The organism is Amycolatopsis sp. NPDC024027, from assembly GCF_040638975.1.
GTDB lineage: Bacteria > Actinomycetota > Actinomycetes > Mycobacteriales > Pseudonocardiaceae > Amycolatopsis.
In genome coordinates this window covers 287,841-300,724 of the sequence record NZ_JBEZYY010000002.1, presented here as the reverse complement: position 1 = coordinate 300,724, position 12,884 = coordinate 287,841, and the positions used below count along the sequence as shown (strand labels likewise).

Here is a 12,884-nt window from a genome sequence, read left to right as displayed (position 1 = left end):
AACAAATGATGAATTAACCGATCGGGTGACCCCGGCTCCCCGGGCGCCCCGCACCGATGGTGGGATATGGCGCATGTCGACCGCATGGCCGCTGCGCCAAGACCCGGAAGGGCCGGTCATCATCGCGCTGGCCCTGGTGAACGACCCCGACGAGCTGGGCTTCGTCGTGCTGGACGACGAGGACGACTGGTTCATCAGCGACGGCACCGAGCTGTCCGACGACGTGCTGGTAAACCGCGAGAGCTTCGGCAAGATGTCGCTGCGCGAAGCCGTCGAACTGCTGCCGCAGCTGGCCGCGCTGGCGGATCTGCCGACCGGGATGGCCGCCGACTGGGACCCGGAGCGCCGCACGTGGCTGCTCTCGTCGGTGACGGGTTCCGACGACGAGGACGAGGACGTCCGGCTGCTCGCCCAGCGTCGCGCGGCCTGGAAGTACGAGGGCTCGCCGGACGACGAAGCCCAGATCAGCAGCGGCCTCACCGAGATCCCGACCGGCCCGCAGCAGCCGGTGCGCGCGGTCCGCCAGGTCGTCCGCGAGCAGGACGGCACGTGGTTGTTCGTCGGCTTCGAGGTCCCGGAGGCGGAAGACTTCGAGGTCGAGGGCCTGGAGCTGGAGCACGTGGCGAACCTGTACCCGGACGTGCGCAGCGTGCTCAAGGCCGCGCCGGGCCAGGTGTACGACCGCGCGACGCCGGACGCCGACTGGGAACTCGTCGAAGGTTAGAGCTCGACCGGTAGGTGGAAGAGCCCGCGCGTGGGATCGCGATCGAAGTCCGGACCGAACAGCGCGGGCTCTCCCATGCGTTCACCCCGCCCGCCGGAATTTCTTCGCGACAAGTGTCCCGGCGCGGCTTCGCCCGTTCGTCCTTACAGTGAGAACCGGCGACCGGCGCCGGCCAGGACCTGCGAGGAGCACCTCATGCCCAAGTACGCCGCGATCATCTACGCCTCCGACGTCGACCCGACCACGCCCGAGGCCACGGACATGATGAAGGACTACGACGAGTTCGGGGAGGGGGCGCGCGCGGTGATCCGCGGCGGCGCGGCCCTGTACCCCACGGCGACCGCGACCACGGTCCGCGTCACCGGCGGCAAGGGTGGCGACCTCGTCACCAGCGACGGCCCGTACGCGGAGACGAAGGAAGCCCTCACCGGCTTCTACCTGCTCGAATGCGCCGACCTCGACGAAGCGGTCAAGGTCGCCGCGCGGATCCCGGGTGCCTGGGACGGCGCGATCGAGGTCCGGCCGGTCGTCGACTTCGGCAAGTGACCGGCGCCGGGGACGCGGTCGCGCGGCTGGTCCGGGAGGAGGGCACCCGGGTACTGGCCACGCTGGTCCGCGTCACCGGCAGCGTCGACCTGGCCGAAGACGCGGTCCAGGACGCCGTCGTGCGCGCGCTGGAGACGTGGCCGCGCGACGGCGTCCCGGAAAATCCGCGCGGCTGGCTGCTGGTCGCGGCCCGCCGCCGGGCGGTGGACGTGGTCCGCCGCGAGGCGAAGCGCCAGGGGAAGGAGGCCGTCGCGATGCCCGACATCGACCCGTACCCCGACCCACTGGTGGTCCGCGACGACCTGCTGCGGCTGGTCTTCACGTGCTGCCACCCCGCGTTGTCCCTGGACGCCCAGGTGGCTTTGGCGCTTCGGACCTTGGGCGGTTTGTCGACGGCGGAGGTCGCCCGGGGCTTGCTGGTCCCCGAAGCGACCATGGCGAAGCGGCTGATGCGCGCGAAGCAGAAGATCGCTCAGGCGCGGATCCCGTACCGGGTCCCGTCGGCGGAGGAGCTGCCGGCCCGGCTGGCCGGCGTGGCGTCGACGGTGTACCTGATCTTCAACGAGGGCTACACGGGCCGCGTTTCGCTGCTCGCGGAGGGCGTGCGGCTGGCGCGCCTGCTGGTTTCCCTGATGCCGGACGAGCCGACGGCGTTGGGGCTGCTGGCTTTGGTGCTGCTGCAGGACGCCCGCCGTCCCGCGCGGTTCTCGTCGGGCGTGCCGGTGTTGCTTTCCGCGCAGGACCGTTCGTCGTGGGACACATCGTTGATCAAGGAAGGCGTCGAGCTGGTCGCCCGAGGCTTGCGCCGGACACCATCGGTGCCGAACGCGTACGTGGTCCAGGCGGCCGTCGCCGCGTGCCACGACCTGGCGCCATCTTACGAAGAGACGAACTGGAACGCGGTGATTTCCTGGTACGACGTGTTGTTGTCGGTCCAGGACACCCCGGTGATCCGCTTGAACCGGGCGGCCGCGGTGGCGGAACGCGACGGGCCGGCCTCGGCATTGGAGCTGGTGGACGCCTTGGCGGAATTGGACGACTACCCGTGGTGGCACGCGTCGCGGGCGGAGTTGTTGCACCGCTTGGGTTCCGCGTCGGCCTTCGAGGCGTTGGATCGCGCGGAGGAAACCGGATTGCCCGCTGCCCACGCGGCGCAACTGCGGGCCAGAATGGAAAGCGAAAACCCCGGGTAGAAGGCCCGGGGTTTCGGTGAGCGCGGATGACGGGAATCGAACCCGCGTATTCAGTTTGGAAACCCATCCCCTGCTCCAAAGAAAGTGGCTCTTGCCGGGCAGCTTTCGCTCGATGACGTCGGGCCACGCCGATGAGGGTGAAGCCGTCGTGCGCTGGGCCGCGCGGTTTGCGGCGTCGTTGTTGCGCCGATCGAGCGCCGGCATGCGCGGGTTCCCGGGGTGCTCGTCGCCGCGGGTGCTCTCCTAAGATCATGAGGTTGACCGCAGCGACGAAGGCTGAACGCAAGGTCGAGGGGTTCGTGGTGCGGCGAGACCGACTGGGCGACACGGCGCGCTTAGCGCCCAGTGACAGCTTGGACGGAGGTGTTTCTTCAGGCGACGGTCGGCGGCGGTCCCGCGCGAGCGCGGTCGGCGGCCTCGGTATTACGGTTCTCACGACATCGGCGATGGGCTATGCGCTGCTCCTGCTGGCGGGCAGGCACCTCACCGCGGTTGAGAACGCTGTTTTCCTGGGGTTCTGGGGGCTGCTGATGGGGGTGGGCAGCGCCCTGTCGCCGGTGGAGCAGGAGTTGTCGCGGCAGACTGCGGTGGCCTCGGCGCGGGGACACAAGCCGGACTTGAGTGTTGCCCGGACCTTCGCGGTGACGCAAACCGTTGCGATCGCGGTGGCCGCGGTGCTGGCGGTGCCGGCGGTGAATGCGCAGCTGTTCGACCAGCATCGGGAGCTGGCGCTGGTCGCCGGCTGCGGGATCGTGGCGTTCCCTGCGCTCTACGCGATACGGGGCCTGTTCATCGGAGCCGGGCAGAACGGGCGCTACTCGGCGATCTTGCTGGCTGAGGCCGCGGCGAGGCTGTTGCCGTTCGTCGGGTTCGTCGTCGCCGGTGTCAGCGGGCTGACTTGGATTGCGGTCGCAGTGGCGGCCGGCTCATGCGCCTGGCTGCCGTTCGCGCTCCGGACACGCGGCTTGGTCGAGCCGAGTCGGTCGAGCGAGCCGTGGGGCGCGCTGTGGCGGCGCATGCTGGGCCTGATCGTCAGTGCCGCGTTGACCGCGAGTGTGCTGACCGGCTACCCGGCGGTGGTCAAACTGGTGGCACCGCGCGGGAGCGAAGACGCGCTGGGTGGGTTGTTCCTGGCGGTGTCGCTGCTGCGGTCTCCGCTGCTGCTGGTGTTGGCCCCGATCCAGACGCTGGCGGTACCGACGGTCGTGCGCGTGTTGCACCAGCCGGACGGGACGCGCCGGCTGCGGCGGTTTGCCGCCCTGGGTGCAGGTGGAACGCTGGTTGTCGGCTTGGCCGTGGGGGCGGCGGCGTATGTGGCCGGTCCGTGGGTGTTCCACCTGCTGTACAAGGACAAGTTCGCGGTGTCGGCGTGGACGATGGCCGGACTGGGCTGGTCGGGCATCGCGTTGGCGGCCACGATGCTGACCGTGGCGGTGCTGGTCGCGCGGAAGCAGACCGGCCGAGTGGTGACGTTGTGGGCGGTCGTGGCGGGGCTGAGTTTGCTGGTGCTGCTGGCCTCGCCCGGCGGGATCATGTTCCGTGCCGTGTTGGGTGCGACCGTCGCTCCGACCATTGGCTTGGCGGTCGCGCTCGCGCTGGTGGTCGCAGCGCGCGATACGGCTGCTGGTGATGATGGGGCGCCCCGTTGACGGTGCTCTCCGAGCCGGGCCGGCTGGCGGCATCTCCCGCTTGAAGCGGCAGCGGCAAGCCGGTCCGCAACCCAACTTCGGCCAGCGGGTGGGGTGGACCAAGCTCATGGCCGACCTCGGCCTGTTCGCAACCGGTTCCCGTCGGCCAATGGCACATTAATGGCACGCGAGAAGTGAAGAGCCGGAGATAGAGAAAGCCCCAGATCCACAGTAGACACCGTGTGACCTGGGGCTTCTCTATGAGAGCGGATGACGGGAATCGAACCCGCGTATTCAGCTTGGGAAGCTGATGTTCTACCATTGAACTACATCCGCAGTGCGTCGCCAGCATACACGGCATCGTGATCCCCCTGTCCAGGCCCCTCCTCCTTGACTCGCGCGCGTCAAGTGACAACACTTGTTGTCGACTGGCGGAGGTGAGCGTGGTGGACGAGCCCGAGCTGTTCCGGCAAGGCGGGTTCCGGCTGGCCCAGCGGCTGTTCATCGAGGGCGACATCCGGGGTGACGAGCGGCAGGTCGCGCGTCTGCGGGAGTTCGCCCAGGTGCAGGACCGGCTCGCGGACGACGTCGTCGCCTGGATGGCGCAGCAGCCCAAGGGGCAGGGGCGCGCGCTCTTCGAGGAAGCCCTGACAAACCGAGCCGAAGCGACCGGGCCGCTCAAGGACTTCTTCGACCAGGTCGACGCCAAGCCCTACTGGGTCGATGACGAACGGCTCGAGCGGGGCGCGAAAGCCATCACGCGGGCGGGGTTGCTGGGGCTCTTCCCGCTCGGGGACATGTCGCTCATGGGCGGCTACCTCGCGTCGCGCGCCACGAAGTCGCTGGTCGGGACCGGGGAGATCGAATACCAGGCCATCCGGAGGCTCGTCGAGACCGCCGCGTGGTGGATCGACGTCACCACGCCCGGTGCCCTCGAGGACGGCCAGAAAGGGTACGCCTCCGCGCTGCGGATCCGGCTCGTGCACGCCCACGTCCGCGCCGCCATGAACCGGCGGGACGACTGGGACTACGCCGCCTGGGACCGGCCCGTCAACCAGGTGCAGACCGCCGGGACACTGCTGCTTTTCTCGCTCGTCTACGTCTTCGGCACGCAGCTGCTCGGCCTCCGCTACTCCGCTCGCGAACGCGGCGACATCCTGCACCTCTGGCGCTACATCGGCTGGCTCATGGGTGTCGACGACGAGCTGCTGCCCGCCTCCGAAGAGGACGCCTGGCGGCTGCTCTGGCTGCTCGCCGCCACCGAGTTCATCCCGGACGACGACTCGAAGCGGCTCGCCAAGGCGCTGATCGAGGCCAACGCCGCCGTCGGCGAGGGGCGCGGGGCCATCGGGAAGGTGCTCTCGCACGTCTCCGTCGCCGTGCACTCGTCGATCAGCCGGCTCGTGCTCGGGAAGACCAACGCCGACTTCCTCGGGCTGCCGAACGATCCCGTCGCGCAGGCCGCGATCGTCGCCGTCGCGGGGGTCAACTTCGCCGCCGAGACCGTGCGGCGGTTCATCCCCGGCGCCACCGCGCTGCAGGAACGGATCGGGCAGGCCGGGCGCCGCGGGTACGTGAAGCGGCTCGAGAAGATCTTCGCGCCCGACACCACCTACGCGCAGCACATGCGGGCCGCCTGAACCCACCGGATAGGCTTCGGGCCGTGCTGCTCAGTGACCGTGACCTCCGCAAAGAGCTCGACGCCGGCCGGCTCGGCATCGACCCCTTCGATGCCGGCATGGTCCAGCCGTCCAGCATCGACGTCCGGCTCGACCGCTTCTTCCGCGTCTTCGACAACAGCAAGTACACCCACATCGACCCGCAGCTGCAGCAGGACGAGCTGACCTCGCTGGTCGAGAAGGAGGGCGACGAGCCCTTCGTGCTGCACCCCGGCGAATTCGTGCTCGGCTCGACGTTCGAGCTCGTCGCCCTGGCCGACGACCTCGCCGGCCGGCTCGAGGGCAAGTCCTCGCTCGGGCGCCTCGGGCTGCTCACGCACTCGACCGCCGGGTTCATCGACCCCGGCTTCTCCGGGCACATCACCCTGGAGCTGTCGAACGTCGCCAACCTGCCGATCACGCTCTGGCCCGGCATGAAGATCGGCCAGCTGTGCATCTTCCGGCTGTCCAGCTCGGCCGAGCACCCGTACGGCTCCAGCGAAGCCGGGTCCCGCTACCAGGGGCAGCGCGGCCCGACCCCGAGCCGGGCGTACAAGAACTTCCACCGCGTCGACACCTGGCGGTAGTGGATTCGCCCTCGGCGGGGAGAAGTACCTCGGGCGCTAGGCAGCGACTTTCTCGTCCCAGTCGATGTGGTGGTTCCACATGAAGGCGTTCGGGTCCTCCTTGAACGGCTTCGCGAACGCCCGCTTGATGAAGAAGTCGCGGACGACCCGCCCGACCGGGCCGATCACCTTCTGCTCGCCGTTGCGCTTGCCGGCCGCGACCACGGCCTCCACGCGCTCGCGGCGCAGACCCTCGTAGGTGGCCAGCGCGCGCTCGACGTCCGGCACGTCGCGGAGGCATTTGCCCAGCGTGACGGCGTCTTCGATGGCCATCGAGGCGCCCTGGCCCGCCGCCGGTGACGTCGCGTGCGCCGCGTCCCCGATGATCACCATGCGGCCGCGGTGCCAGACCGGGACCGTCGGGAAGTCGTACGTCGGCCAGGCCGGGTAGATCTCCCGTGTCGCCCGGATGATCTCGGCCGCCGGTGTCCGGTCGCCGGCCACCAGCTGCAGGAGTTCGGCGCGCAGCTTTTCGCCGGCGAGCGTGATCAGCTCGGACGGGGCCGGTTCGGTCTTGCGGGCCGGGTTCGCGAACCACCAGACGCGGCCGTCCGTGCTGACGACGTGGCAGAAGAACACGCGCTTGCCGAACACCATGTTCAGCACGCCCGGCTCGTCGGGCAGGTCCAGGCCTTCGGCGAACCCGCCGGTGTTCAGCAGCGGGACGTACCGCGGTGACGGCGCGTCCGGGTCGATGATCGTGCGGACGCGGGAGCGGAGGCCGTCGGCGCCGATCAGGAGGTCGCCTCGCGCGTGTGAGCCGTCGGAGAAGTCCGCGCTGACCTGCGTGTTCGTCTGGCTCGCGCCGATCAGACGCTTGCCGTATTCGACGCGGATGCCGCGCCGCGCGGCCTCGTCGCGCAACGCCACGTAGAGGTCGGAGCGCAGGACGGTCTGGCTCACCGTGCCGTCCGGGAGGGCGCCGCCCAGGGGGAATTCGGCGAGCCGCGTGCCGTTGCCGAGCCCGATCGACATCCGCGGCGAGTCGAAGCCCGCGCTCCGGACGACGTCCTTGAGGCCGAGCGGGAGCAGCGCGTCCAGCCCGTTGACGGCCAGCGTCAGGAACGCCCCGACGCCCTCGGAGTCGCGGTCGTACGCCTCGAACAGCAGCGGCTCGTGCCCGGCTTCGTGCAGGGCGATGGCCGTGATCGTGCCCGCGACGCCACCCCCGATGATCAGTGCCCGTGTCATGTTGTTCGACCCCTCGAATGTCTTAGAAAGTAATTCGTTCTGTCGAACTAAAGAGTGGGCTAGGCTGGTCGCCGTGTCAAGCGAGCGAACGAAACTCGTCGAGGAAGTCCTGCTCAGGTCGCGGGAGCTGTCGACGGAGACGGTCATGTTCCACACCGCGATCTCCGAGACCCGGGGGCTGTCGGCGGTGGAGAGCAAGGTCCTGGACTACCTCGCGCGCTTCGGGCCGCAGACGCCGAAGGACCTCGCGCGGCTGTCGGGGCTCGCGCCCGCGTCGGTGACGGCGATGATCGACCGGCTGGAGCGCAAGGGCATCGTCAACCGCGAGCCGCACCCGGACGACCGGCGCAAGATCCTCATCGCCCTGGACCTGCAGTCCATCGCGAGCGGGGTGCACCTGTGGGATCACCTCGTCAAGGGCATGTACGAGCTCTGCGACCGCTACACCGACGACGAGCTCCGGACGGTCATCGGGTTCGTCCAGGCCGCCACCGCGCTCACCCACGAGTCGACGGTGAAGCTGACCGATTCCGCGTCAGGAGCCACGAACGAGTGAGTTTGAAGGCGTAAAACCGGGTCTCGTGCCACGCTCCCAAGGTCGTCTCGGCCCCGCAGGTGGCGAGGAGTGCCGTTGCCCGAAAGACCGCTTCGCCCGATTCTCGTGCTGGCACTGGTCTTCCTGGCCTCCGCCTTCGTGCCGTCGGCGGGCGCGGCCGCCGCCCCGCCGTTCGAGGTGGGCTACGACGACGTGGTCTACGGCGACTTCGTCTACGCGGGCAACGGCGTCCTGCGCTGCCCGGTCGCCGCCGACGACGCGCCGGCCAAGGGGACGGTCGCGACCCCCGCGGCGTGCGCGAACACCGCCGACCGCAAGGACACGCTGGCCAACGACGACTTCTTCATGCAGTGGGCCGACGTCGACGCCGACCCGGGCACGTTCGACTCGGCGAGCGCGTCGGTGGGCGTCCCGCCGGGGGCTCGCGTCGTCTTCGCCCGGCTGAACTGGGCCGGCAGCACCACCTGCGGTACCTCGGCGGTCGCGCCGCCCGGAACGCCCGCGAAGCAGAACGTCCGGCTTTCCGTCGGCAGCGCGGAATCCGTGGACATCGCGCCTTCGGGATACGCCGAAGACGGCGGTTACTACTCGGCGCGCGCCGACGTGACCAGCCTCTTCGCGAAAGTTCCTGCCGTTTTCGACGTGACGGTCGGGAACGTCTGGGCTTTGCGGGGTTTCGACTGCGCGGGGGGTTGGTCGATCGCGCTCGTCTACGCCTACCCGGAGCGCAATGCGGACTACGCGCCGAACAAGCGCAAGGTGGTCGTCTACGACGGCCACGTCCGGCAGACCGCCGGCGCCCCGGCGGCGGAGGCGACGATCACCGGTTTCCGCGCCGCGGCCGCCGACGCGCACCTCGGCGTCACCGCGTACGACGGCGACTGGGGCGCCTCCGGCGACCAGTTCCTGGTCGACGGCACCCCGGCCACCGAGCCCGCGACCGGCGGCACGGCCAATTTCTTCGTCTCCAATGCCGACAACGCGGCGGCGCCGGGTGCGAGGAACAACTTCAGCGTCGACGCGAAGGCGTTCAACGTCGACAGCATCCCCGCCGGCGCGACGAGCACGAAGCTCGGCTTCGTCACCAGCGGCGACGCCATCTTGGCGCAGAACCTCGCGTTTTCGGTGCCGGTGCCCGAACTTCAGCTCGCTGTGCGCGCTATCCAGCCGAAGGTGCACGCCGGTGAGCCGGTGCCGTTCGCCGTCGTCGTGACCAACCCGGGCGAGGTCACGGCGTCCGGTGTCGAGGTCGCCGACCCGGCCGTCCCGGGCTGCGCCAAACCGCTCGGCACGCTCGCCCCGCACCAGACGGTCAGCTACCCGTGCACCGGAACCGCACCGCCCGACGACTTCACGAACACCGCGAAGGCCACGGGCACGAGCGCGCTCGGCGACGCGCTCGAGGGCGTCGCCAGCGCGCGCGTCGACGTCCTGCACCCGGCGCTGGGCATGACGAAGACGGCCGACCGGCCCGCGTACCGCGCCGGCGAGGTCGTGACCTTCACGATCAAGGTCACGAACACCGGCGACACGGGGCTGTCCGGCCTCCAGGTCGCCGACCCGAAGACGCCGTCGTGCGCCCTCACCGGAACACTCGCGCCGGGCGAAAGCCGCACGACGACGTGCGCCGCGAAGGCGCCGATCGCCGACGGCGTCAACACGGCGAGCGCGGTAGGCGTCGACGAGCTCGGCAAGCAGGTCACGGCGACGGCCGACGCGCCCGCGCCGACGATCGCGCCCGCGGTCGAGGTCACCAAGACCGCGGACCCGCCGGTGATCCACGCGGGCGACGCCGTCACCTGGACGGTCGCGGTGCACAACACCGGCGACAGCCCGCTCGCCCCGGTGAAGCTCACCGACGACACGACATCGGCGTGCGCGCGCACCTTCGCCGGCCTGGCCGCGGGCGCGACCCAGACGTACACGTGCACGGCAAACCCGTCCCGGACCACGACGTCCCAGGTGACGGCGACCGGAACCGACCTGGCCGGCCGGCCCGTGACGGCCATCGCGTCGGCGACGGTCACGGTCATCACCCCGGCGCTGACGCTCGCGAAGGACGCCACGCCCGCCATCGCCCGCGCCGGCGACCCGATCACGTTCACCATGACGGTCGCCAACGCCGGCGACGCACCGCTGACCGAGGTCGCCGTGACGGACGACGTCCCGGCGTGCGCCAAGGCGATCGGCGCCTTGGCCCCCGGCGCGACGGTCGTCTACCGGTGCACCGCACCAGCCCCACCGGACGACCTCGCCACGACGGCCACGGCCACCGGCAAGGACCAGCTCGGCCGCGCGGTGAAGGTCACCGACGACGCGGCGGTGGACGTGATCCACCCGGCGCTCCGGCTGGCCGTGCGCGCGACACCGGCCCAGGTCCGCGAGGGCGACACGGTGACCTGGACGATCACCGCGGCCAACACGGGCGACGTCCCGCTCACCGAGGTCACGGTCGCGGACGACCAGGTCCCGGCGTGCGCGAAGCGGTTCGGCACGCTCCAGCCGCAGGCGCAGCAGGAGTACACGTGCACGACGCTCGCGGGCACGGCCGGCTTCGCGAACAAGCCGGCGCTGACGGGCACGGACCCGACCGCTCGCCCGGTGACGGCGGCCGCGGAGGGAGCGTTCGCGGTTCAGCACCCGGCGGTCGCGATCACGACCGAGGTGACGGGCGGCCCGTTCCGCGAGGGCGACAAGGTGCCGTTCCGGATCACGGTCCGCAACACCGGTGACGTGCCGCTGGCGAGCCTCCGAGTCACCGACGCGCAGGCCAGGGACGGGCAGGCCGCGGACGCGCAGGCCAGGGACGCGCAGACCGCGGGCACGCAAGCCGTCGGCGAGCCAGCCGCCGTCGCGTCGGGCACCGGCACGCGAGCCCTTGGCGGCCCAGCTGCCTCACCGGGCACCGGCACGCAAGCCATCGGTGGCTCAGCCGCCGCCTCACGGGGCCCCGGCGCCCGAGCTGCCACCTCGGCCACCCGAACCCCAGCCACCCAGACCCCAGCCACGGGCTGCACCCAAACCCTCGAGGGCACCCTCGCCCCCGGCGCCACCCGCGACTTCACCTGCACCACCACGGCTCCGGCCGACGACGTCACCCGCAGCCTCCGGGTCGCCGCCACTCCACCCGTCGGCACGGACGTCACCGCATCCGGCAGCGCTGCCCTCGATGTCATCCACCCGGCCGTCGCGGTCGCTCGGACCGTCGACCCCGCCGTCGTGCACGCCGGCGACACCGTGACCTCGACCGTCACCGTCACCAACACCGGTGACAGCGCGCTCCAAGACGTCGCCGTCGCCGACGAGCGGGCTCCGGACTGCTCCAGATCCCTGGGCCGGCTCGAACCGCAGGCCAAGCGCACCTACACCTGCACCCAAGCCGCCGGGGAAGCCGACTTCGCCGCCGTCGCTAACGCCACCGGTACCGATGCCACGAATCGGCCGGTGACCGCGTCCGCCGGCGCCGGCGTCGACGTCATCCACCCCGCCATCAGCGTCACCGACGACGCCGCACCCGCGCGTGTCCGGCAAGGCGACACCGTCACGTTCACCCTCGTCGTCGCGAACACCGGTGATGTCCCGCTGACCAATGTGTCCCTTGTGGACAGTCGGACTCCGGCGTGCGCTCGGTCCATCGGCACCCTCCTTCCCGGCGCTCGGCAGCGCCACTCCTGCAAGGTAGACGCCGGCACCGACAATTTCGTGAGCTCCGCCACCGTAAGTGGCACCGATCCGGTGAAACGCCAGGTCAGCGCGAGCGACGACGCGGCCTACACCGTGCTGCACCCGGCCCTCGAGCTCACTCAGGACATCCACGGCGGCCCCTTCCGCCCTGGCGACACCGTCACCGCCACCCTCACCGTCACCAACACCGGCGACGTTCCGCTGACCGCCGTCGACGTCCGGAGCGGGTCCTGCACGAAGACCTTCGACGAGCTGAAACCCCGTGACAGAAGGAACTTCGACTGCACCACGACCGCCCCGGCCGACGACGCGGACATCGCCGCGGAGGCGACGGCGGACGCCCCCATCGGGCCGCCGCTCACAGCAAAAGACACGGACAAAGCAGACGTCATCCACCCCGCCGTCAAGATCACGGCCGACGCGACACCCAAGACGGTCCGCGCCGGCGACGATGTCACCTTCACGATCACCGTCACCAACGCCGGCGACGTCCCGCTCACCGCGCTGTCCGTTGTGGACGAACAGGCCACCTGCGCGCTCAAGTTCGGCACCGTGGCCGCCGGGGTGGCGAAGACCTACACCTGTACCCGCAAAGCGCCTGATGACGACTTCGGGCAAACCGTCGGGATCAGCGGAATCGACCCGAGTGGTCGCGCGGTGCAATCGGCCGGTGACGCAAAAGTCGATGTCGTCCACCCGGAGATCGCCGTGATGAAAGACGCGGCTCCGTACGAAGTCCGGGAAGGCGACACCGTCACCTTTTCGATCCTGGTCAAGAACACCGGTGACGTCCCGCTCGCCGACGTGAGGGTCGTCGACGACCACACGCCGTCTTGCGCGCACACCGTGCCGGACCTGGCCGTGGACGCCGAAGTCTCGTACATCTGCACAACGATCGCGGGCAAAGTTGGCTTCACGGGCAAAGCAACGGCCACCGGTCAAGACCCGGTCCGGCGTCCGGTGACAGCTTCCGGCGAAGCGACGTTCGTCGTTCGAATGAGCTGAATGGAGTAACGCGAGAGCGGCCGATTGCCTCGAAATCGGTGCCTGTCACCGACGGGAAATGTGACCAGTGCGT

Annotated in this window: 9 protein-coding genes and 1 tRNA gene; 8 read left to right on the top strand and 2 right to left on the bottom strand. The window is 70.2% G+C overall.

Features of this window, described 5'->3' with window-relative positions:
- The first annotated feature begins 73 nt into the window (after positions 1–73).
- From AB0F52_RS06295 to AB0F52_RS06280, 4 genes are all read left to right on the top strand, one after another.
- Positions 74–724 carry a hypothetical protein gene (locus AB0F52_RS06295; RefSeq protein WP_360165132.1) on the top strand — a complete coding sequence of 217 codons (651 nt, stop codon included), beginning with the start codon at positions 74–76 and terminating at the stop codon, positions 722–724.
- A 195-nt stretch (positions 725–919) separates the two neighbouring features.
- The gene (locus tag AB0F52_RS06290) at positions 920–1,270 is read left to right on the top strand and encodes a YciI family protein (protein ID WP_360165129.1); all 351 of its coding nucleotides are present in this window, start codon (positions 920–922) and stop codon (positions 1,268–1,270) included.
- Positions 1,267–2,463: a sigma-70 family RNA polymerase sigma factor gene (locus tag AB0F52_RS06285; protein WP_360165126.1), complete on the top strand. Its 1,197-nt coding sequence runs from the start codon at positions 1,267–1,269 to the stop codon at positions 2,461–2,463. The genes AB0F52_RS06290 and AB0F52_RS06285 overlap by 4 nt, the downstream gene beginning before the upstream one ends.
- A 257-nt stretch (positions 2,464–2,720) precedes the next feature.
- The gene (locus AB0F52_RS06280) at positions 2,721–4,112 is read left to right on the top strand and encodes a hypothetical protein (RefSeq protein ID WP_360165123.1); all 1,392 of its coding nucleotides are present in this window, start codon (positions 2,721–2,723) and stop codon (positions 4,110–4,112) included.
- 244 nt (positions 4,113–4,356) lie between these two features.
- On the opposite strand, the gene AB0F52_RS06275 is transcribed toward AB0F52_RS06280, so the two are convergent.
- Positions 4,357–4,427: transfer RNA gene (locus AB0F52_RS06275), tRNA-Gly, on the bottom strand.
- 107 nt (positions 4,428–4,534) lie between these two features.
- Between AB0F52_RS06275 and AB0F52_RS06270 the strand changes: the two genes are divergently transcribed.
- Together AB0F52_RS06270 and dcd are read left to right on the top strand one after the other, a co-directional pair.
- Positions 4,535–5,731: an oxygenase MpaB family protein gene (locus AB0F52_RS06270; protein ID WP_360166578.1), complete on the top strand. Its 1,197-nt coding sequence runs from the start codon at positions 4,535–4,537 to the stop codon at positions 5,729–5,731.
- Between the two features lie 23 nt (positions 5,732–5,754).
- On the top strand, positions 5,755–6,336 hold the full coding sequence (dcd, locus tag AB0F52_RS06265) for a dCTP deaminase (protein ID WP_093945941.1): 582 nt from the start codon (positions 5,755–5,757) through the stop codon (positions 6,334–6,336).
- 36 nt (positions 6,337–6,372) lie between these two features.
- Here the strand turns inward: dcd and AB0F52_RS06260 are convergent, their stop codons facing one another.
- Positions 6,373–7,566 (bottom strand): FAD-dependent monooxygenase, encoded by a 1,194-nt coding sequence (locus AB0F52_RS06260; protein WP_360165119.1) that lies wholly within the window; start codon positions 7,564–7,566, stop codon positions 6,373–6,375.
- Positions 7,567–7,639: 73 nt separating this feature from the next.
- Between AB0F52_RS06260 and AB0F52_RS06255 the strand changes: the two genes are divergently transcribed.
- Together AB0F52_RS06255 and AB0F52_RS06250 are read left to right on the top strand one after the other, a co-directional pair.
- Complete coding sequence (locus AB0F52_RS06255; RefSeq protein WP_360165116.1) at positions 7,640–8,122, top strand: MarR family transcriptional regulator; 483 nt, start codon at positions 7,640–7,642, stop codon at positions 8,120–8,122.
- A gap of 75 nt (positions 8,123–8,197) precedes the next feature.
- Complete coding sequence (locus AB0F52_RS06250) at positions 8,198–12,811, top strand: hypothetical protein (RefSeq protein ID WP_360165113.1); 4,614 nt, start codon at positions 8,198–8,200, stop codon at positions 12,809–12,811.
- Positions 12,812–12,884 lie beyond the last annotated feature (73 nt).